The organism is Streptomyces candidus (assembly GCF_014207445.1).
Lineage (GTDB): Bacteria > Actinomycetota > Actinomycetes > Streptomycetales > Streptomycetaceae > Streptomyces > Streptomyces candidus.
The window spans coordinates 287,557-307,309 of the sequence record NZ_JACHEM010000006.1 but is presented as its reverse complement, the minus strand read 5'-3'; the positions used below and the strand labels follow the sequence as shown (position 1 = coordinate 307,309).

Sequence of the window (19,753 nt, the reverse complement as noted above, 5' to 3'; positions counted from 1 at the left end):
GCGTTGGTCACGTGTCCAACGGGCTTTCAAATGGGTCAGGAAGCCACGGCCCGAATCAGCATTGTTGCTACCTCCGCACCTTGCGGCGGGGCGAGAACCGTGGCGTCCGCGTCTCCGAATCCGTGCGATCCGAGGATGTGTACCCACTCGCCCGGAGTGTGGTCGTGTCGCATCCCCGCCTTACCGGGCCGGGGTGCCTGGCTGCCTGGGGGGAGGTGGGAGAACGCCAGGATGCCACCCGTAGCCATACGAGCCCGGACCAATGGGAGCAGCTTCTCCGGGTCCACGAACCACACTGCGCCGAAGATCGAAAGCACCACATCGAAGGTCTCGGAAGTGTCAGCCAGGAACGCCGTAGCTTCCGCAGTCCGGAACTCAAGCCCCGCCACGTGACCCCACTCCTGCCGCGCCTTCTCCTTGCGGGCCGGGGCCACGTCCACACCGACTCCTGTAGCCCCCAGCGTCACAAGGTGAGCAAGGTTGCATCCGACTCCCGATCCCAGCTCCAACACGGATCGGCCCGCCACCGGCCCTAGAACGCGCTCGTTCGGCCCGTGGTCGGGGTACTGGGTCCAGTTGAGCCAGGTCGTCTCACCTCGGGCGTTCGTAGTCCTACGTGGCTTACTGCCGACCGCGTATCGGTCCCAGGACTCAGCCAGGGTCATTGCTTGTTGATCCTCTCCATGCGGGAGGGCCCACCCCCGACGTACGGGGATGAGCCCCAGCCAATCAGCCGCGAGACGGCGTTACTGCTTCTTCGGGGAGTCGTGACACCCGGCGTGGCACTGGTTGCAGTCCGCCGCGTCCGCCATGCCCCACAAGTCGGCGTCGATCTCAAACCCCGCCGCCTTGATGGCCTTGATCGTCTGAGCCAGCACGAAGGGCTTGCCGGTCTTCGGGTCGTGTCCGTCCGCGTCGATCACCCCGCCGCCGCACTTGGTGTCGCCCTCGGCACCGGGCGGGCTCCGGGACGTGGTGGATGTACCGGCCGAAGTGCCGGTTGGTGAAGTGGTGGTACTGGATCGAGTCGAGCATGAACGAGTGCCACGCCTCGTCCACGGCCTTCGACGGGCCCATGAGGAGGTCCGGGTTCTCACCGCAGGTCATCACGAAGGCGACAGCCTGACCGAACTTGCGCTCCGCCAACTCCCGCGTGTTCTCCGGATTACGCAGGAGAAGGGATACCTCCCGCTCCCACACGTCCGGCGTGATGTACGCCCTCGGCTCTCGGACCACGATCAACGTGCTCATGCTCTCTTGCCTCCACTGTTCGTGGTGCTCCGGACAGGACGCACACCCCGGCACCTGGGGCAAGAACAGATCGGCATGGTGCTCGAAACGAGCGGCCCCTCCCCGTCGCCCCAGTAGAACGTTCGCGGAGTGGTCTGCGTGCCGTCGGCTCTCACCGTGTACGTGCTGATGCGGATGGACATGCCGTCCATCGTTGCGGCGTGAGCGGGACATAACGACGACGTTCGAGACGTCGCTTAGGTGGCGGACAGGCGTCACCCGAGAGGCGTCAAACCGGTGTCATTCAGAGAGCCTCAGCGCTAGCCTCAGATCATGACGACGACGGTTCAGACAAATGATGTTCTGCGCGCCGTACGTATCGGAATGCGCTTGTCCCAGGATGAGTTCGCCAAGGCGATCAGGGAGGCCGGTAAGGCTCTCCGTGAACCAAACGACGCTTCCAAGAGGCTCGTTCAGCGGTGGGAGTCGGGGCAGACTCGCACATGCCGACCTGCGTACGCCCGTGCCCTGGAAAAGGCCACCGGCCGACCGGCTGAAGCCCTAGGGTTTGCTCTCGCCGTGCCCGGCTCGCGCGTCCACGAGGACGGGACAGGAGGTCACGACTTGGAAGCAGAAGGGGCGGGGAGCACGGAGGCCGATGGAGACCCTGCGACGGCTTCTCAGCCCCAGGGAGACGACTTCTCGGGTATCTGGCTAAGCCGGTACGAGTTCTTCTCGTCCAGCCGGGAGCAGACGTTCACGGCTGCTCATCATGTGCTTGTGGTGCACCGTGGAAACCGCCTCACGGTCGAGTCGCTGCCGGGGGCGTCGAGCAACCCGGACAGCCCGATTCACCTTGACCTCACTGTGGACCGGAACGTCGTCACCGGGTCGTGGACGGAGCAGACCGCCGCTGACGGCTACTACAACGGGGCTCGCTATCACGGGGCGATCCAGCTTCTTGTCGAGCCGACTGGCCGCCGGATGGCAGGGAAGTGGGTCGGGTTCGGGAAGGACTTCGACGTGAACACGGGGCCGTGGGAGTTGCGGCTCCTCGACCGGTCCACGTCCAAGGCAAGCATCGAACGCCATTTGGTCGTACCGGAGTCATGAGCCCCATCGCACCTTGGGTAGGACCCGCCTGGCTGGCCCCGAAACAAAGGAACGCCCCGCTGTAACAGCGGGGGCGTTCTGGGGTTGTTCGTTAGGTCAGATCAGGGCTCCGGGCTGTTGGTCAGGCCACAGCCCGGAAAAGCAAAAAACCCCACGTGAAGTGGGGTCTCAGCTGGTGTCCGAGGGGGGACTTGAACCCCCACGCCCGATAAAGGGCACTAGCACCTCAAGCTAGCGCGTCTGCCATTCCGCCACCCGGACAAGGTGTCTGCCGTACAGGGCCGCTCTGCGCTGGCCCGTTCCGACGTAGAAAACAATACCAGGGGTTTCGAGTGCTCCCTCACCACCCCCGCCACGCCCTCCCACCTGCGTGAAGGGCACGTCGAGGGGGAGGACCCCCCTTGGGCGGGGAGGCCGGGAGCGGGAGGATGAGGGGGACCACCAGCAACGCAGTGGGAGGAAGCAGCGTGAGCGAGTCGAACACGACGCGGAAGGTGACCGGCGAGGACGAGGTCGTCGACCTCTGCCGGGACCTCATCCGCATCGACACCAGCAACTACGGCGACCACTCCGGGCCGGGGGAGCGCAAGGCCGCCGAGTACGTCGCCGAGAAGCTCGCCGAGGTCGGTCTCGAACCGAAGATCTTCGAGTCGCATCCGGGACGGGCCTCCACCGTGGCCCGGATCGAGGGTGAGGACCCGACGCGGCCGGCACTGCTCATCCACGGCCACACCGACGTCGTGCCGGCCAACGCGCAGGACTGGACGCACGACCCGTTCTCCGGCGAGATCGCCGAGGACTGCGTGTGGGGGCGCGGCGCGGTCGACATGAAGGACATGGACGCGATGACCCTCGCGGTCGTCCGCGACCGGATGCGCTCCGGCCGCAAGCCGCCGCGGGACATCGTGCTGGCCTTCCTCGCCGACGAGGAGGCGGGTGGCACGTACGGCGCGCGCCATCTCGTCGACAACCACCCGGACCTCTTCGAGGGCGTCACAGAGGCCATCGGCGAGGTCGGCGGCTTCTCGTTCACGGTGAACGAGAACCTGCGGCTGTACCTGGTGGAGACCGCGCAGAAGGGCATGAACTGGATGCGGCTCACGGTGGACGGCACCGCGGGCCACGGTTCGATGACCAACAAGGACAACGCCATCACCGAGCTGTGCGAGGCGGTGGGGCGGCTCGGCCGCTACGAGTGGCCGGTGCGCGTCACGAAGACCGTACGGTCCTTCCTCGACGAGCTCTCCGACGCGCTCGGCACCGAACTCGACCCGGAGGACATGGACGAGACCCTGGCCAAGCTCGGCGGCATCGCCAAGATGGTCGGCGCCACCCTCCGCAACTCGGCCGCGCCCACCATGCTCGACGCGGGCTACAAGGTGAACGTCATCCCCGGCCAGGCGAGCGCCCACGTCGACGGACGGTTCCTGCCCGGGTACGAGGAGGAGTTCCACGCCGACCTGGCCCGCATCCTCGGTCCACGGGTGAAGATCGACGAGGCCCGCTCGCACCGCGACAAAGCGCTGGAGACCGACTTCGACGGCCACCTCGTCGACGCCATGCAGACCGCCCTGCGCGCCCACGACCCGATCGCCCGCGCCATCCCGTACATGCTCTCCGGCGGCACCGACGCCAAGCACTTCGACGACCTGGGTATCCGCTGCTTCGGCTTCGCGCCGCTCCGGCTGCCGCCGGAGCTGGACTTCGCCGGCATGTTCCACGGCGTGGACGAGCGGGTGCCGGTCGACGGGCTCAAGTTCGGAGCGCGGGTACTGGACCGGTTCCTCGACGACTGCTGAAGCCTCGCTGCCCGGTACGGCGGCCGGGGCAACACGGTGTGCCGATATTCACTCAAACGTTCCCCTTGAGTGGAAAGAGTGAATGAGTGTGCCGAGTCGTAGCCCCCTCCGTTTCTCCTCGTTACAGGTGATGCGGTCCGCGGCTGGGATCGCGCCTTTCAACTAGGAGGAACAACAATGATCAAGAAGATCGTCGCTGCTGCGGCTGCTACGGGTGGTCTCGTTCTCGCGGGTGCGGGCATGGCCGTCGCCGACTCGGGTGCCCAGGGTGCCGCGCTGAACTCTCCCGGCGTCCTCTCGGGCAACGTCGTGCAGGCCCCGATCCACATTCCGGTGAACGCGTGCGGCAACACGGTCAACGTGATCGGTCTGCTGAACCCGGCTTTCGGCAACACCTGCGTCAATCACTGACGTACTACATGACCCCATGAGGGGCTGAACTACCCGGGCGGCCCCGGAGTGCGCGCCATGCACTCCGGGGCCGTTCCGGGTTTCTCGCCCGCGGACACAAAGGTACGCGGGCACTTCGAATGGCAGAGACAGGGGAACGAATGCGTCAGGTCACCAAAAAAGGTCTCATCAGCTTCGCGGCCGCCGGTGGTGTGCTCGCTCTGAGCGGCGGTCACGCGTACGCCGACTCAGGTGCCGACGGGACCGCGTCGAACTCGCCGGGCGTGCTCTCCGGCAATTCCCTGCAGGTCCCGGTAGACGCCCCGGTCAACGCCTGCGGCAACACCGTCAGCGTCGTCGGGGCTCTCAACCCGGCGATGGGCAACAAGTGCGCCAACAAGTCGGAGCCGGCCAAGCCCGGAAAGCCCCGACAGTCCGACCGGCCCGGACCGGCCAAGCCCGGCACCGGTGGTACGCACACCGAGCGCGGCTCGTCCGCCCACGGCGACACCAGCGACTCGCCCGGCGTCGGTTCCGGCAACAACGTCAAGGTGCCGGTCCACCTCCCGGTGAACGCGTGCGGCAACAGCGTCGACGTCATCGGGCTGCTCAACCCGACGATGGGCAACGGCTGCACCAACCAGTCCGGCCCCGCCGCCCCGGACGAGCCGCGCACCCCGGACGAGCCGAAGAACCCGGTCAAGCCCGCCACCCCGCACACTCCCGGCGACCCGGGGCAGCCGCGCGACCGGGCGATCCCGAGCGATCCGAGCGTCCCGAGCGCCCCGAACGCACCGGAGGCGCAGACCGTCGCCCAGACCGAGAGCACCGAGGGGCTGGCACAGACCGGCGCCTCCGATGCACTGGGCATCGCGGTCCCCGTGGGCGCGGGCCTGCTTCTCGCGGGCGCGGTCCTCTACCGCCGGGCGCGCTCGGCGGCGTGACGCGGCAGGAACGCCGAACGGCGTTACGGAGCGGGCCCCCGGGTTGCGGGACCCGCTCCGTAACGGCAGCCGCTCACCAGGTGGCGCGCACCTGGCGGATGATCCGCCTGCGCAACCGCACCCGGCGGCTCCCGTCCCGGTGCAGACTCAGTCGGTCCAGCTCCCAGTGCCCGTACTCGGCATGGTCGGTCAGCAGACGCGTCGCTTCCTTGCGGGAAACCCCGCGCGGGACGTACACGTCGACAAATTCGTATTCCGGCATCGCATCTATTGTGCGGGCAGAGGTCGTCTACGGATAGCGTCTGTCCCATGTCTGATGCCGCTCAGCCCACCGCTGCCGAGGTACGCGCCGCCGCCGAGGCGGTAAAAGCCGCGCTGGACCGCCACCTTGAGGCGGTCGAGCGCCGATCCGGAGACGACGATCCCGCCGTCTACGACGCTTTCAACGAACTCGCCTCGGCCGCGGAAGAATACGACGAGCTGCTCTACGAGCGCTACGACGAAGTCACCCCGTTCGAGATCCCCAGCCCCGAGGATTCGCTGCCCGCCCACGAAGGGCCCGTCGACGCCCTCAGTGTGCTGATCCGCCGCGACTACGCCGTGGCCCAGCCGCAGCGCCTGCTCGCCCAGGCGCAGCGCATCGCCGACCTCGACCCGGACGTCGCCCCCAACGGCCTGCCTGCCGCCGCGGGTGTCGTCGGCGGCAGCGTGCAGGCGGCGCTGGGCGTCCTCTTCGGCGAGTACGAACCCGATGAGATCGCCTCCAGGCACAAGGAGTTCGGCCTGGAGGAGGGGGACTCCACGCTGTGGGTCGCGGCCGTGGAGGAGCTGCCGGAACCGGGGGAGTGGCTCAGCTCCCCGTTCGAGGGCGCGGACCCGCAGGCCGTCATCTGCCGCTTCGACGTGAGTTCGGTCTTCGACGACGACGAGATGGACGACCTCGAAGAGGCCTGAGCGGCCACGAAGGGGGTGGGGGCGCGGGGCTCGTCGGCCCCGCACCCCCACCCCCTGTTCCGCCCCCTCGTTACGCGGGTGCCTCGACCGGCACCGGGCGCAGCAGCTCCGCCAGCCGGGTCGTGCGCCGCTTGGCCGGAACCTCGGCAACCGCCTTGGGCAGCGCCTGGTCCACACCGTGCACCACCGACAGGTGCTGCACGGCCCGGCCGAACGCCGTGTACACCCACGGGCGGTCCAGGGCCGCCGCGGCGTCGCCCGGCAGCACCACGACCACCGCGGGCCAGCGCATCCCGGCCGCCTGGTGCGCGGTCAGCGCCCACGCGTGCCGCACGGCCGTCTCGACCTGCTCCTTCGGTACGAGGACGGGCGTGCCGGCACAGTCCAGCCGCAGCCCCTGGGCGTCGGCGCCCAGCACCGTGCCCGGAACCGTCCGGCCCGGGACGGGCACGTACGCGATCCGGTCCCCCGCGTCGAAGCCGCCGAAGCGGCCCGGACCGGGGTTGAGACGCTGCTTGAGCGCCGCGTTCAGCGCCCGGGTGCCGGCCGAACCGCCATGGCCCGGGGTGATCACCTGGGTGTCCCCGGACGGCACACCGAAGGCACGCGGCACCGAGTCCGCGACGAGCTGGACCGTGCGGTGCACGGCCTCGCCCGCGTCGCGCACCGGTACGATCACCACTTCCTTGCCGGGAGCGTCGACCTGGTGCAGCTCGCCGATGCCGATGCCCGAGACCAGTTCGCCGATCGGCCCGGGGTCGGGCGTGCGCGAGGCGACCTGAGGGCAGGCGCGGGCAGTCAGGACGTCCACGAAGACCTGTCCCGCTCCCGCCGAGGCCAGCACGCCCGGGTCGCCGCTCAGTACCAGCCGGGCACCGTCCGGCAGCGCCTCGACGAGCACCGCGCCGGTTTCCACGTCGAGCTGCGGCGCGTCGAGCACGACCAGCAGGTCCAGGTCGAGAGCACCGTCCGCGTCCCTGCCCGGCCCCTCGGCCCCCGACAGGAGACCGGCGAGGGTCACGACAGCTCCGCCGGGCGCGTCGCCCTCGCCGACGGCACCGAGCGCCTCGGCGACACGGGTGCGGCCGTCGGCGCTGTGGGTGGCCGCGTACGCGCGCAGGCCCAGGCGGTGCGCCGCGGCCAGCAGGGCGGCCGGTTCCGCGCGGGCGGCCTCGCCGCCGGTGTGGGCGACCAGCCCGTGGCCCGCCACCGCGCGTACCAGCTCACCGGCGGAGCCCGGCGGCGTCGGCCACTCGCCGGCGTCCGGCACCGGCGAGCCGACCAGCCGTGCGAGGCCCTCGGCCAGGCTCTCCTCGGCCATCGCGTACCGGTCCAGCCCGAGGAGTGCGGGCGCGGCCCGCGACTCCTCGGCGTCGGGGGCCCCGCCCTGCACGGCCTCCTCGTCCTCGTCCTCCTCCGTGTACGCCTCCTCTGACTCGGCGCCGTCCTGCAGGGACAGGGCCACGCCTTCCGCCACGGCACCGGCCACGGCCCCGGCCGGGTCCGGCACCGCGTGCCCGGCGAGTGCCGCGCACACCTGCTCCGTCGCGACGGCGGTGTGCCCCTGGAGGGCGGCCCGCTCCAGCAGCCAGCCGACGAGCGCGGCGGTCCGCCGCCCGTCGCCGGGCCCGCACTCGCCGCCCAGCAGCGCACGGGCGAACCCGTCGGCCTGCTCGGGGCGTACCCCCGGTACGGCCAGCAACTGCCAGGGATCGGCGCGCAGCAGTCGTCCGGCCTGCTCGCCGAGTGCCTTCGCGACCCCGGCGGCGAGCGCTTCGGGCGCCCCTCCGGCGGTCAGTACGCCCCGTACGTCCTCCACGGTCTCCGGCGCCACGGCCGCCGGCGGCGGGGCCGTGGGAGGTGCGTTCGTACCCTGCGCCGGTACGGGAGCGGGGGCGACAGCCGGTGCGGCGGCAGCGGGCGTCGCGGGCGCGGGGGCCGTGACGAACGCCGCGGCGGGCCTGGCTCCGCTCTCCACCGCCTTCACCGCGGCCAGGAGGTCGGCGGCCCGCCCGCTGAGCTTGGTCCCGGCGGTGATGGCGGCCTTCTCGGCCTTGCGCTTCTCGATCTTCGCCCGGAACTCGCGCTGCGCGGCCAGCTCGGCCTCCGCCTCGGAGAGCACGGGGACGGCGGGGGTGTCGGCCGCGGGGGCAGAGGCGGGGGCCTCGTCGTCCGAGGCGGCGGCGTCGGCCGCTGCCGCTTCGGCCGCTTCCGTAATCGTCCCTTCCGCATCGGTCGCTTCCGCATCGGTCGGTTCCGCGGAAGCCGAAGCCGCCTCGCCCTCCGCCTCGGATGCCTCCGCGCCGGTCGGGGGAACCGCGGCGGCTGTGTCGTCGTCCGGTGTCCCGGCCGCGGGGGCGGTCTCGGGGTCGGCCTCCGGGACGGGGGTCTCCCCCCGGGGGTGCGCGGTCACAGCGTGCTCCAGTCCTGATCGGGATAGCGGTGCACGGGCGCGGACACGTCGTCCAGCGCTCGGCGGATCTCGTAGGGAAGACTAAGCGCCTCCACTGACAATGCCGCCGCCAGTTGCTGCGCGTGGCGCGCGCCCACGATCGGGGCGACCACCCCGGGCCGGTCCCGCACCCACGCCAGCGCCACCTGGAGCGCGGTCGCCGCCAGCCCGTCGGCGGCCGTCGCCACCGCGTCCACGATGCGGCCCGCCGCGTCGTCCAGGTAGGGGGCGACGAAGGGGGAGAGGTGCTCGGAGGCGCCTCGCGAGTCGGGCGGGGTGCTGTGCCGGTACTTGCCGGTCAGCACGCCCCGGCCGAGCGGCGAAGAGGGGAGGAGGCCGATCCCCAGGTCGAGCGCGGCGGGCAGGACCTCGCGCTCCACGCCGCGCTGCAGAAGGGAGTACTCCATCTGCGTACTGGCCAGCCGGGTCCGTACGCCCGGTGCCGCCAGCTGCCAGGTGGCTGCCTTCGCGAGCTGCCAGCCGCAGAAGTTGGAGACTCCGGCATAGCGGGCCCGGCCGCTGGTTACTGCGATGTCGAGGGCCTGCAGGGTCTCCTCCAGCGGGGTGCCCGGGTCGAAGGCGTGCACCTGCCACACGTCGACGTAGTCCGTGCCCAGGCGTTCCAGCGAGGCGTCGAGCGCGGTGAGGAGGTGCCCGCGCGAGCCGTCGAAGCGGCGCTCCGGATCGGGCACGCTGCCCGCCTTGGTGGCGATGATCAGGTCCCGGCGCGGGACGAGCCGTTCCACGAGCTGTCCGAGCACGTACTCAGCGTCGCCGTCCCCGTACACGTCGGCCGTGTCGACGAGCGTGCCGCCGGCCTCCCAGAAGACCTTCAACAGGTCGGCGGCGTCGTGCTCACCGGTGTCGCGGCCCCAGGTCAGGGTGCCCAGCCCGATTCTCGAAACGCGCAGGCCCGTGCGGCCGAAGTGCCTCTGCTCCATGGCCGCGAGGTTACTGGGCCGTCCCTGGCTCCGAAGGGTGCCTGTGGACAACCCGTGGCTGACGGATCGCCGTACCCGCGCTAGAGTCCGCCGCACCAGGACGTTACTGGTTGGTACGACAGTAAGAGCGCACGGCAGAAGCGACGGCAAGAGGGAGCGACGTATGCAGCTCGGGATCAACCTCGGCTACTGGGGAGCGGGCATGGACGGCGACAATCTCGCCGTCGCCAAGGAAGCGGACCGGCTCGGCTACGCCGTCTGCTGGGCCGCCGAGGCGTACGGCTCGGACGCCCCCACCGTGCTCTCCTGGGTCGCCGCCCAGACCGAGCGCATCGACGTCGGGTCCGCGATCATGCAGATCCCGGCCCGCCAGCCCGCCATGACGGCGATGACCGCCGCCACTCTCGACTCACTGACGGGTGGCCGCTTCCGGCTCGGCCTGGGCGTCTCGGGGCCGCAGGTCTCCGAGGGCTGGTACGGGGTCAAGTTCGACAAGCCGCTCGCCAGGACCCGCGAGTACGTCGAGATCGTCCGCAAGGCCATGTCGCGGGAGCGGCTGACGTACGAGGGGCAGCACTGGACGCTGCCGCTGCCGGACGGCCCCGGCAAGCCCATCAAGCTGACCGTGCACCCCGAGCGCGAGACCATCCCTCTCTACATCGCCGCGATCGGCCCCAAGAACCTGGAGCAGACCGGTGAGATCGCCGACGGCGCGCTGCTGATCTTCCCCTCCGCCGAGCACCTGGAGGAGACCGCCCTCGCTCCGCTGCGGGCGGGCCGCGAGAAGGCCGGCAAAACCATGGAGGGCTTCGACGTCTGCCCGACGTTGCCGCTGGCCGTGGGCGACGACGTGTCGGCGCTGGCCGACATGTTCCGCCCGTACACCGCGCTGTACGTCGGCGGCATGGGCAGCCGCAAGCAGAACTTCTACAACAGCCTCGCCCAGCGCATGGGTTACGAGAAGGCCGCCGCCGAGATCCAGGACAAGTACCTGTCCGGCGACAAGGAGGGCGCCGCGGCGGCCGTGCCCCACGAGCTGATCGACCAAACGACCCTGCTCGGCTCCGTCGAGCGGATCGCCGAGCGGATGCAGGCGTACGCGGCCGCCGGGGTCACCACGCTGACGCTGGCTCCCGCCGGGTTCACGCTCGACGAGCGGGTCGCCGCACTGCGGGCCGGTACCGAGGCGCTGGAGTGCGCCGGACTCGCGTAACCCCGGCGCAGCAACACGCAAGGGGTGAAAGGGAGTTGAAGTCCGCGGCCGTGGTGGGGGCTCGGGGGTCTTCCCCGCCACGGCCGTCATGCAGAACAACGCGCGAGACGGTCCCGGGTTACGCCTTCCGCCCTCCGGAGGGAGGGCACCCCCCTCGGCGGGCGCCCCGGCGTCACGGGGCCGACTCGTTCAGAGCCAGCCGCGCCGTTTGAAGAGGCGGTACAGGCCCACCTCGCACACCGCCATGAACACCAGCACCGCGTAGTACGCCCACGACCATCCCAGCTCCGGCATGTGCTCGAAGTTCATGCCGTAGATGCCCGCGACCATCGTCGGCACGGCGGCCATCGCCGCCCACGCGGAGATCTTGCGCATGTCGTCGTTCTGCCGCACGCCCATCTGTGCCAGATGGGCGGACAGGATGTCGGAGAGCAGCCGGTCCAGGCCGTCCACCTGCTCGTTGGCGCGGGTCAGGTGGTCGCTGACGTCCCGGAAGAACGGCTGTGCGTGGTCGTGCACGAACGGCAGGCCGGGGCTGGACAGCCGCTGCATCGGCTGCGCCAGCGGGCCGGTCGCCCGGCGGAACTCCAGCACCTGGCGCTTGAAGGTGTAGATCCGTGCCGCGGTGCCCTTCGCGTCACCGCCCTGCGGGGCGAACACCTCCGCCTCCAGCTCCTCCAGGTCGGTCTGCAGTTCCGCCGCGACCTCCATGTAGTGGTCGACCACCGCGTCGCTCACCGCGTAGAGGACCGACGTCGGCCCGTGCGAGAGCAGTTGCGGATCGGACTCCAGCCGCTTGCGCACGGCGGCCAGCGGTGCGCCCTCGCCGTGCCGCACGGTCACCGCGAAGGAATCACCGACGAAGATCATCAGTTCGTCCGTCGACACGGTGTCGCTCTGCGGCTCGTACACAACCGGCTTGAGGACGGCGAACAGCGAGTCCTCGTACACCTCCAGCTTGGGCCGCTGGTGTGCGGACAGCGAGTCCTCCACGGCCAGCGGGTGCAGCCCGAACTCGCTCGTGACGAGAGCGAACTCCTCCTCCGTCGGCTCGTGCAGACCGATCCAGAGGAACCGGTCCTGCGCGGACCGCGCCTCCTCCAGCGCTTCGGAGAAGTCGGACGGGCCCTCGGTGCGGCAGCCCTCTCGGTAAATGGCGCAGTCGACGATCACGGCGTGCATTCTCCCCGGGTACGGGCCCCCGCGCACCCCGGTGCGCCCGGCCGCCTACGCTGAGGGACATGGCCACGCTGATCCTCGTACGGCACGGACGCTCCACCGCCAACACCGCAGGTCTGCTCGCGGGCCGCACCCCCGGCGTCACTCTCGACGGACGCGGCACCGAACAGGCCGCGGCGCTTCCCGGACGACTCGCGGGACTGCCCCTCGCAGCGGTGGTGAGCAGCCCCCTCCAGCGCTGCCGCGAAACCGTACGACCGCTGCTGGACGCCCGTCCGGACGTGCCGCTGCACACCGAGGAGCGGATCAACGAGTGCGACTACGGCGAGTGGTCGGGGCGCAAGCTCGGTGAACTGACCGACCACCCCCTCATGGACGTGGTGCAACGGCACGCCTCCGCCGCGGCCTTTCCCGGCGGCGAATCCATGCGCGCCATGCAGGCCCGCGCGGTGGACGCCGTGCACGACTGGAACGCCACGATCGACGCCGGACACGGCGCCGACGCGCTCTACGTCATGTGTTCCCACGGCGACATCATCAAGTCCCTCGTCGCCGACGCCCTCGGCATGCATCTCGACCTTTTCCAGCGCATTCACGTCGACCCGTGTTCCCTGACCGTGATCCGCTACACCAGGCTGCGGCCCTTTCTCGTGCGCCTCGGCGACACCGGTGATCTGTCCGGCCTCGCCCCCCGTCCGGGCGAGGCCGCCGCGGCCGGCCGGGACAGCAGCGGCGCGGGTGGCGGCGGCGACGCGGCTGTCGGGGGCGGCGCGGGGGCGCCGTGATCGCCGTGCACAGTAGGGTGGTCGCGCCGTAAACCATTTGTTGTCACTGTCCCTTTCTGCCCCCGAACCGATGGAGATCAGGACGTGTCCCGTCAGGTGTTCCTCTACGACCCGCCGGAGCGTTTCGTGGCCGGTACGGTCGGGCTGCCTGGCCGCCGTACCTTCTTCCTCCAGGCGTCGGCGGCCGGCCGGGTGACCAGCGTCTCCCTGGAGAAGACCCAGGTCGAGGCGCTCGCCGAGCGCATCGACGAACTCCTCGACGAGGTCGTGCGCCGTACTGGTGGCAACGCCCCCGTGCCCGCGGTCGCCCCCGCCGACGTGCACGACACCGCCCCGCTGGACGCTCCCGTCGAGGAGGAGTTCCGGGTCGGCACCATGGCGCTCGCCTGGGACGGTGAGGACCAGCGCATGGTCGTCGAGGCGCAGGCGCTGGTGGAACTCGACGTCGACACCGACGAGGATCTCGCCGAGGCCGAGGAGCGGATGCTCCAGGACGACGAGAACGGTCCGCCCATGCTGCGGGTACGGCTCAGCGGCGCACAGGCCAGGGCCTTCGCCAAACGCGCTCTGGACGTCGTCAACGCCGGCCGCCCGCCGTGCCCGCTGTGCAGCCTGCCGCTCGACCCGGAGGGACACGTATGCCCGCGCCAGAACGGATACCGGCGAGGCGCGTGACCTCGTCGGCCCCCGATGTCCTGACCCTCCTCACCAAGGGCGAGCTCACGGTGCTCGGGCAGATCCGCGAGGCGTCCAACGCGGTGCTGCACTGCGAGATCTCCTACGAGGGCTCCACCGCGACCTGCGTCTACAAGCCGGTCGCGGGGGAGCAGCCGCTGTGGGACTTCCCCGACGGCAACCTCGCCCGGCGCGAGGTCGCCGCGTACGAGGTCTCCGAGGCGACGGGCTGGGGGCTGATCCCGCCGACGGTGCTGCGTGACGGACCGTACGGCGAGGGCATGTGCCAGCTGTGGATCGAGGCCGCGGAGGACACGGGCGAGGACGGGGCGCTGCTGGCCCTCGTGGAGGAACCGGCGGAGGGCGAAGGACCCGGCGAGGGGTGGAAACCGGTGGTCCTGGCGGAGGTCGCCGAGGGCCGCACCGCGCTCCTCGTGCACGCCGACGACGTACGCCTGCGACGCCTCGCCGTGCTCGACGCGGTGATCAACAACGGTGACCGCAAGGGCGGCCATCTGCTGCCCGCCGGGGACGGCCGCCTCTACGGCATCGACCACGGCGTCACCTTCCACGTCGACGACAAGCTGCGCACCCTGCTGTGGGGCTGGGCCGGGGAGCCGCTGCCGGGCGAGGCCCTGTCCGTACTGGAGAAGCTCGCCGCCGCGCTCGCCCCGGGGGCGCCGCTCACCACCCGACTGGCCGAACTCGTCACGGCCGCGGAACTGGACGCACTGCGGGAGCGAGTGGCGGCGCTGCGGACCGCCGGAACGCACCCGCGGCCGAGCGGACAGTGGCCCGCCATCCCGTGGCCCCCCGTCTGAACCGTGCGCCCTGTCCGGTTGTCCTGACATACGGTCCGGGTCCTCGTCCGGACATGCGGCCCCGGCGGGGGTTGTCCTGACATGCGCGGCGCGCAAGACGGCGTAATCGGTCAAGATCCCGATCCGGGTCGTAACCGGAACATGCGTCCGGTTAGGCTCGTCGTATGCATGCCTGGCCCGCTTCCGAGGTCCCCGCTCTGCCCGGCAAGGGCCGCGACCTCCAGATCCACGACACCGCGACCGACGGGTTGATCACCCTCGACCCCGGTCCCGTCGCCCGCATCTACGTGTGCGGCATCACGCCGTACGACGCGACCCATATGGGGCACGCGGCGACCTACAACGCGTTCGACCTCGTACAGCGCGTGTGGCTCGACACCAAGCGGCAGGTCCACTACGTCCAGAACGTCACGGACGTCGACGACCCGCTCCTGGAGCGCGCGATCCGCGACGGCATCGACTGGGCCGGCCTCGCCGAACGCGAGACCGCCCTGTTCCGCGAGGACATGACCGCCCTGCGCATGCTGCCCCCGCAGCAGTACGTCGGCGCGGTCGAGGCGATACCCGGCATCGTGCCGCTCGTCGAGCGGCTGCGGGACGCGGGCGCCGCCTACGAACTCGAAGGCGACATCTACTTCTCCGTCGAGTCCGACCCGCACTTCGGCGAGGTCTCCCGTCTGGACGCCGAGGCGATGCGCGTCCTCTCCGCCGAGCGCGGCGGCGACCCCGAGCGCCCCGGCAAGAAGAACCCGCTCGACCCGATGCTGTGGATGGCGGCCCGGGACGGCGAACCCAGCTGGGACGGCGCCTCGCTCGGTGCCGGGCGCCCCGGCTGGCACATCGAGTGCGTGGCCATCGCCCTGGAACACCTCGGGATGGGCTTCGACGTGCAGGGCGGCGGCTCCGACCTCGCCTTCCCGCACCACGAGATGGGCGCCTCGCACGCCCAGGCACTGACCGGCGAACACCCCTTCGCCCAGGCGTACGTGCACGCCGGCATGGTCGGCCTGGACGGCGAGAAGATGTCCAAGTCCAAGGGCAACCTGGTCTTCGTCTCCGCCCTGCGCCGTGACGGCGTCGACCCGGCGGCGATCCGTCTCGCGCTGCTCGCGCACCACTACCGCGCGGACTGGGAGTGGACCGACCAGGTGCTGGCCGACGCGGTGGCCCGGCTGGGCCGGTGGCGCGCGGCCGTCTCCCGCCCGGACGGACCGTCGGCGGACGCCGTGGTCGAGGAGATCCGCGAAGCTCTCGCCAACGACCTCGACGCCCCCGCGGCACTCGCCGCCGTCGACCGCTGGGCGGAACTGCAGGCCGCCGAGGGCGGTACCGAGGAGGGCGCGCCGGGCGTGATCTCGCGGGCCGTGGACGCGCTGCTCGGAGTCGCGCTCTAGCCGCAGGCGGCATCCGGGACGCACAGACCGGCGGCGTCGGGCGGGGAGAAACCACCGCGCGACGCCGCTGATCCGTGCGGACCGGTCCCGGGCATCGCCCGCGCGCCGCGCCCCGACCGGTTGGCCGTCCCCCGGCCGTACATCGCCGAGGGGGCGGCGCCAACCGGCACCGCCCCCTCGGGACTCCGCACGTTCCATGCCGCGCGGTCGGCTACTCCCCGCCGCCCCCGGAATCCCCGGAACCCGCACCCGATCCGGAGGGCGGACCTTCGCCGCCCGTGTCCTCCCCGCCCTCGGGGCCCTCGTCCGTGCCCGTACGGGGCTTCTTCGGTGGCCGGGTGCGTCCGCTCGCCGCGTCGCGCAGGTACGAACTGCCCTCCGCGCCGTCCGTCGCGTGACCGGTCCCGCCGCCCGGCACATTGCCGCCAGGACCGGCGCCCGGGTCCCGCCGCCGCAGATACCGCTCGAACTCCCGCGCGATGGCCTCGCCCGACGCCTCCGGGAGGTCCGCGGTGTCGCGAGCCTCCTCCAGCGACTGCACGTACTCCGCCACCTCGCTGTCCTCGGCGGCCAGCTGGTCCACGCCCACCTGCCAGGCCCGTGCGTCCTCGGCCAGCTCGCCCAGCGGAATGCGCAGACCCAGCAGGTCCTCCAGCCGGTTCAGCAGGGCCAGCGTCGCCTTCGGGTTCGGCGGCTGCGACACGTAGTGCGGCACCGCCGCCCACAGGCTCACCGCGGGCACGCCCGCGTGGGTGCACGCCTCCTGCAGAATGCCGACGATGCCCGTGGGCCCCTCGTAGCGCGTCTCCTCCAGGTCCATCGTGCGCGCCAGGTCCGGGTCCGAGGTGACCCCGCTGACCGGTACGGGACGGGTGTGCGGGGTGTCGCCGAGCAGGGCGCCCAGCACCACCACCATCTCCACGCCCAGCTCGTGCGCGAAGCCCAGGATCTCGTTGCAGAACGAGCGCCACCGCATGGAGGGCTCGATTCCGCGCACCAGCACCAGGTCGCGCGGCTTCTCGCCGCCGGTGCGCACCACCGAGAGCCGCGTCGTCGGCCAGGTGACCTTCCGTACCCCGTTCTCCAGGAAGACGGTGGGCCGGTTCACCTGGAAGTCGTAGTAGTCCTCGGCGTCGAGCGCCGCGAACACCTCGCCCTTCCACTCCCGGTCCAGATGCGCGACTGCGGCCGAAGCGGCGTCACCTGCGTCGTTCCAGCCCTCGAACGCGGCCACCATGACCGGGTCGACCAGCTCGGGAACCCCGTCGAGCTCGATCACCCAGCGCCTCCTTCATCCGGAACACCCCTGTGCGGGCGATACAGCAGAACCCCCACCTTACGCATGCCGAGAGCGTGCCCTCCGGGCGCCGAATCAATCGAAAACGGCCACGGTGGAGAGACCCGGTCTTCCACCCCTCCGTTCCTTTGCCGCGCCCGGCCTACGACCTGGACCGCAGCCACCGTTCCACGCTCGCGATGTGCACCGTCGCCCAGGACCGGGCGGCCTCCGTGTCCCGGTCGCGCAGCGCGCCCAGGATCGCCCGGTGCTCGTGCAGGGTGCGCCCGAGCGCGTCCTCCCGCGCCAGTCCCCGCCAGATCCGTGCCCGGGTGGCCGGCCCGGACAGGCCGTCGAGCAGCGAGCACAGCACCGAGTTGCCCGATGCCCGCACGATGCGCCGGTGGAACTCCAGGTCGGCCGCGACCAGCTCCTCCACCGACGTCTCGGGACCCAGTGCCGCCAGCTGTGCCTCCAGGGCGTCCAGTTCGTCCTCGCCGATCCGTCCGCACGCCATCGCCGTGGCCGCCGGCTCCAAGATCCTGCGGACCGCCAGGAACTCCAGGACCGTGTCGTCGCGGTGGAAGTCCACCACGAAGCTCATCGCCTCCAGCAGCAGCTGGGGGTCGAGGCTGGTGACGTACGTGCCGTCGCCCTGACGCACATCCAGGATCCGGATCAGCGAAAGCGCCCGCACCGCCTCGCGCAGGGAGTTGCGGGACAGGCCCAGCTCGGCGGCCAGTTCGCTCTCCTTGGGCAGCCGGTCGCCGGGACGCAGCGCACCCGAGACGATCATGGCCTTGATGCGTTCGATGGCCTCGTCGGTGACGGCCATGGACTGCCCTCCTGCTCCCGCCCGGCGCCGCCGCCAGACATCCGACCTATGGTCGCACGGCGCTCCACAGAGGCAGCGCACACGGCCGCGGGCGGACCCCCCAGGGAGCCCGCCCGCGGCCGTACAGCGGTCCCGCTCAGACCTCGCGGCTCAGTACCCGCTCGACCTTCGCGCGCACGTCGTCCGTGGCCAGGCCCCGGATCGTCAGCGTGGTGCGGCGGCGCAGCACGTCGTCCGCGGTCTCCGCCCACTCGTGGTCGCGTGCGTAGACGACCTGCGCCCAGATCTCCGGGGCGTCGGGGTGGATGCGCTCGGCCAGCGCCGGGTCCTCGTTCGCCAGGCGGGCGATCTCGAAGGACAGCGACCCGTAGTGCGTGGCCAGGTGGCGGGCCGTCTCCGGGGACATCCGGGGGCCGGGGGTACCGCCGTCGACCAGCAGCCGGTGGGCGACCGCGTTCGGGTTGGAGATGCCCGGCAGCGGCAGCTTCTTCGGCAGGTGGGAAATGGGCTCCATGTCCTCGCCCAGCGGGTGGCCGGGGAGGGCGGCGAGCTTGTTCATCACCGTGCGGCCGATGTGGCGGAACGTCGTCCACTTGCCGCCGGCCACCGACAGCATGCCGCCACGGCCCTCGGTGACGACCGTCTCCCGCTTGGCCTTCGAGGTGGCGCCGGGACCGCCGGGCAGCACCCGCAGACCCGCGAAGGAGTACGTGATCAGGTCCCGCGACAGCTGCTGGTCACGAATCGAGAACGCGGCCTCGTCGAGGATCTGCGTGATGTCCTTCTCGTTGACCGAGACGTCGGCCGGGTCGCCCTCGTACTCCTCGTCGGTGGTGCCCAGCAGGAGCTGGTCCTCCCACGGCAGGGCGAAGGTGATGCGGTACTTGTCGATCGGGGTGGCCAGCGCGGCGTTCCACGGCGACGTCCGCTTCAGCACCAGGTGCGCGCCCTTGGACAGGCGTATGGAGGGCGCCGCGTTGGGGTCCTCCAGCTTGCGCAGGTGGTCCACCCACGGCCCGGTCGCGTTCAGTACCAGGCGGGCGTCGACCCCGAACTCGGTGCCGTCCATGCGGTCCTTGAGCTCCGCGCCCGTCACCCGGCCGTGCGTGAAGCGCAGCCCGGTGACCTCGGCGTGGTTGAGGACGGTGGCCCCGGCCTCGGCGGCCGCCCGGACCGTCATCAGCGCCATGCGCGAGTCGTTCATCTGGTCGTCGCCGTAGACCGCGACGGCCTTCAGGTTGTCCGTACGCAGCTCCGGCACGTCACGCGCCGCCCGCGACGGCGAGATGACGTGGCCGACGCCGTCGCCGAACGCGGACAGCGCGGAGTAGGCGAAGACGCCCGCACCGAGCTTGGCCGCGCCGTGCGGGCCGCCCTTGTAGACGGGCAGGTAGAAGGTCAGCGGGTTGGACAGGTGCGGGGCGACGTCCCGCGAGACCGCCCGCCGCTCGAAGTGGTTCTCCGCGACGAGCTTGACCGCACCGGTCTGAAGGTAGCGGAGCCCGCCGTGGAGCAGCTTCGAGGAGGCGGAGGAGGTGGCGCCGGCGAAGTCGCCGGCGTCCACCAGGGCCACCCGCAGTCCGGACTGTGCGGCGTGCCAGGCGGTGGAGATGCCCAGGATGCCGCCGCCGATCACCAGGAGGTCGTACGTCGCCTTGGAAAGCCGCTCCCGGGTCTCGGCGCGGCTCGCGGTCGAACCGTCGGCCGGGCGCGTCCCGGGGGCCGGGACGCTCTGCAGGGTGGTCATGTCGG

Annotated in this window: 19 protein-coding genes and 1 tRNA gene; 10 read left to right on the top strand and 10 right to left on the bottom strand. The window is 71.2% G+C overall.

Annotated elements, in window-relative coordinates:
• Positions 1-35 precede the first annotated feature (35 nt).
• Entirely contained in the window at positions 36-665 is a 630-nt protein-coding gene (locus HNQ79_RS14495; RefSeq protein ID WP_185030899.1) for a class I SAM-dependent methyltransferase, read from the bottom strand.
• Positions 666-746: 81 nt separating this feature from the next.
• The gene (locus tag HNQ79_RS33735; protein WP_229923578.1) at positions 747-923 is read right to left on the bottom strand and encodes a hypothetical protein; all 177 of its coding nucleotides are present in this window, start codon (positions 921-923) and stop codon (positions 747-749) included.
• A gap of 640 nt (positions 924-1,563) precedes the next feature.
• Between HNQ79_RS33735 and HNQ79_RS14485 the strand changes: the two genes are divergently transcribed.
• Positions 1,564-2,343, top strand: a complete 780-nt coding sequence (locus tag HNQ79_RS14485) for a helix-turn-helix domain-containing protein (RefSeq protein WP_185030897.1) — start codon at positions 1,564-1,566, stop codon at positions 2,341-2,343.
• Positions 2,344-2,516: 173 nt separating this feature from the next.
• On the opposite strand, the gene HNQ79_RS14480 is transcribed toward HNQ79_RS14485, so the two are convergent.
• Positions 2,517-2,604: transfer RNA gene (locus HNQ79_RS14480), tRNA-Leu, on the bottom strand.
• A 206-nt stretch (positions 2,605-2,810) separates the two neighbouring features.
• On the opposite strand from HNQ79_RS14480, the gene HNQ79_RS14475 reads away from it, so the two are divergent.
• The 3 genes from HNQ79_RS14475 to HNQ79_RS34510 all read left to right on the top strand — a co-directional run bounded on the left by HNQ79_RS14475 (position 2,811) and on the right by HNQ79_RS34510 (position 5,476).
• Positions 2,811-4,142: a M20/M25/M40 family metallo-hydrolase gene (locus tag HNQ79_RS14475; RefSeq protein ID WP_185030895.1), complete on the top strand. Its 1,332-nt coding sequence runs from the start codon at positions 2,811-2,813 to the stop codon at positions 4,140-4,142.
• A 177-nt stretch (positions 4,143-4,319) separates the two neighbouring features.
• Positions 4,320-4,553, top strand: a complete 234-nt coding sequence (locus HNQ79_RS14470; RefSeq protein ID WP_185030893.1) for a chaplin — start codon at positions 4,320-4,322, stop codon at positions 4,551-4,553.
• A 140-nt stretch (positions 4,554-4,693) separates the two neighbouring features.
• Positions 4,694-5,476: a chaplin gene (locus tag HNQ79_RS34510; protein WP_185030891.1), complete on the top strand. Its 783-nt coding sequence runs from the start codon at positions 4,694-4,696 to the stop codon at positions 5,474-5,476.
• A 73-nt stretch (positions 5,477-5,549) separates the two neighbouring features.
• Here the strand turns inward: HNQ79_RS34510 and HNQ79_RS14460 are convergent, their stop codons facing one another.
• The gene (locus tag HNQ79_RS14460) at positions 5,550-5,738 is read right to left on the bottom strand and encodes a DUF5703 family protein (protein WP_005319466.1); all 189 of its coding nucleotides are present in this window, start codon (positions 5,736-5,738) and stop codon (positions 5,550-5,552) included.
• A 47-nt stretch (positions 5,739-5,785) separates the two neighbouring features.
• Between HNQ79_RS14460 and HNQ79_RS14455 the strand changes: the two genes are divergently transcribed.
• On the top strand, positions 5,786-6,430 hold the full coding sequence (locus tag HNQ79_RS14455; protein ID WP_185030889.1) for a hypothetical protein: 645 nt from the start codon (positions 5,786-5,788) through the stop codon (positions 6,428-6,430).
• A 70-nt stretch (positions 6,431-6,500) separates the two neighbouring features.
• On the opposite strand, the gene HNQ79_RS14450 is transcribed toward HNQ79_RS14455, so the two are convergent.
• Together HNQ79_RS14450 and HNQ79_RS14445 are read right to left on the bottom strand one after the other, a co-directional pair.
• The gene (locus tag HNQ79_RS14450; RefSeq protein WP_185030887.1) at positions 6,501-8,843 is read right to left on the bottom strand and encodes a helix-hairpin-helix domain-containing protein; all 2,343 of its coding nucleotides are present in this window, start codon (positions 8,841-8,843) and stop codon (positions 6,501-6,503) included.
• Positions 8,840-9,823 (bottom strand): aldo/keto reductase, encoded by a 984-nt coding sequence (locus tag HNQ79_RS14445; RefSeq protein ID WP_185030885.1) that lies wholly within the window; start codon positions 9,821-9,823, stop codon positions 8,840-8,842. The genes HNQ79_RS14450 and HNQ79_RS14445 overlap by 4 nt, the downstream gene beginning before the upstream one ends.
• A gap of 163 nt (positions 9,824-9,986) precedes the next feature.
• On the opposite strand from HNQ79_RS14445, the gene HNQ79_RS14440 reads away from it, so the two are divergent.
• A complete protein-coding gene (locus HNQ79_RS14440; RefSeq protein ID WP_185030882.1) occupies positions 9,987-11,036 on the top strand; it encodes an LLM class F420-dependent oxidoreductase in 1,050 nt (349 codons plus the stop codon).
• A gap of 189 nt (positions 11,037-11,225) precedes the next feature.
• Here HNQ79_RS14440 and corA read toward each other — a convergent pair whose 3' ends face one another.
• Positions 11,226-12,218 (bottom strand): magnesium/cobalt transporter CorA, encoded by a 993-nt coding sequence (corA, locus tag HNQ79_RS14435; RefSeq protein WP_185030880.1) that lies wholly within the window; start codon positions 12,216-12,218, stop codon positions 11,226-11,228.
• A gap of 59 nt (positions 12,219-12,277) precedes the next feature.
• On the opposite strand from corA, the gene HNQ79_RS14430 reads away from it, so the two are divergent.
• The 4 genes from HNQ79_RS14430 to mshC all read left to right on the top strand — a co-directional run bounded on the left by HNQ79_RS14430 (position 12,278) and on the right by mshC (position 15,890).
• Positions 12,278-13,000, top strand: a complete 723-nt coding sequence (locus HNQ79_RS14430) for a histidine phosphatase family protein (protein ID WP_185030878.1) — start codon at positions 12,278-12,280, stop codon at positions 12,998-13,000.
• Between the two features lie 84 nt (positions 13,001-13,084).
• The gene (locus HNQ79_RS14425; protein WP_185030877.1) at positions 13,085-13,675 is read left to right on the top strand and encodes an Rv2134c family protein; all 591 of its coding nucleotides are present in this window, start codon (positions 13,085-13,087) and stop codon (positions 13,673-13,675) included.
• The gene (locus HNQ79_RS14420; RefSeq protein ID WP_185030875.1) at positions 13,639-14,496 is read left to right on the top strand and encodes an Rv2133c family protein; all 858 of its coding nucleotides are present in this window, start codon (positions 13,639-13,641) and stop codon (positions 14,494-14,496) included. The genes HNQ79_RS14425 and HNQ79_RS14420 overlap by 37 nt, the downstream gene beginning before the upstream one ends.
• A gap of 164 nt (positions 14,497-14,660) precedes the next feature.
• Complete coding sequence (gene mshC / locus HNQ79_RS14415) at positions 14,661-15,890, top strand: cysteine--1-D-myo-inosityl 2-amino-2-deoxy-alpha-D-glucopyranoside ligase (protein WP_185030874.1); 1,230 nt, start codon at positions 14,661-14,663, stop codon at positions 15,888-15,890.
• Positions 15,891-16,101: 211 nt separating this feature from the next.
• Here the strand turns inward: mshC and HNQ79_RS14410 are convergent, their stop codons facing one another.
• From HNQ79_RS14410 to HNQ79_RS14400, 3 genes are all read right to left on the bottom strand, one after another.
• Complete coding sequence (locus HNQ79_RS14410; protein ID WP_185030872.1) at positions 16,102-17,169, bottom strand: PAC2 family protein; 1,068 nt, start codon at positions 17,167-17,169, stop codon at positions 16,102-16,104.
• Between the two features lie 160 nt (positions 17,170-17,329).
• The gene (locus HNQ79_RS14405) at positions 17,330-18,001 is read right to left on the bottom strand and encodes a FadR/GntR family transcriptional regulator (protein WP_185030870.1); all 672 of its coding nucleotides are present in this window, start codon (positions 17,999-18,001) and stop codon (positions 17,330-17,332) included.
• A gap of 136 nt (positions 18,002-18,137) precedes the next feature.
• Entirely contained in the window at positions 18,138-19,748 is a 1,611-nt protein-coding gene (locus HNQ79_RS14400; protein ID WP_185030868.1) for a glycerol-3-phosphate dehydrogenase/oxidase, read from the bottom strand.
• Positions 19,749-19,753 lie beyond the last annotated feature (5 nt).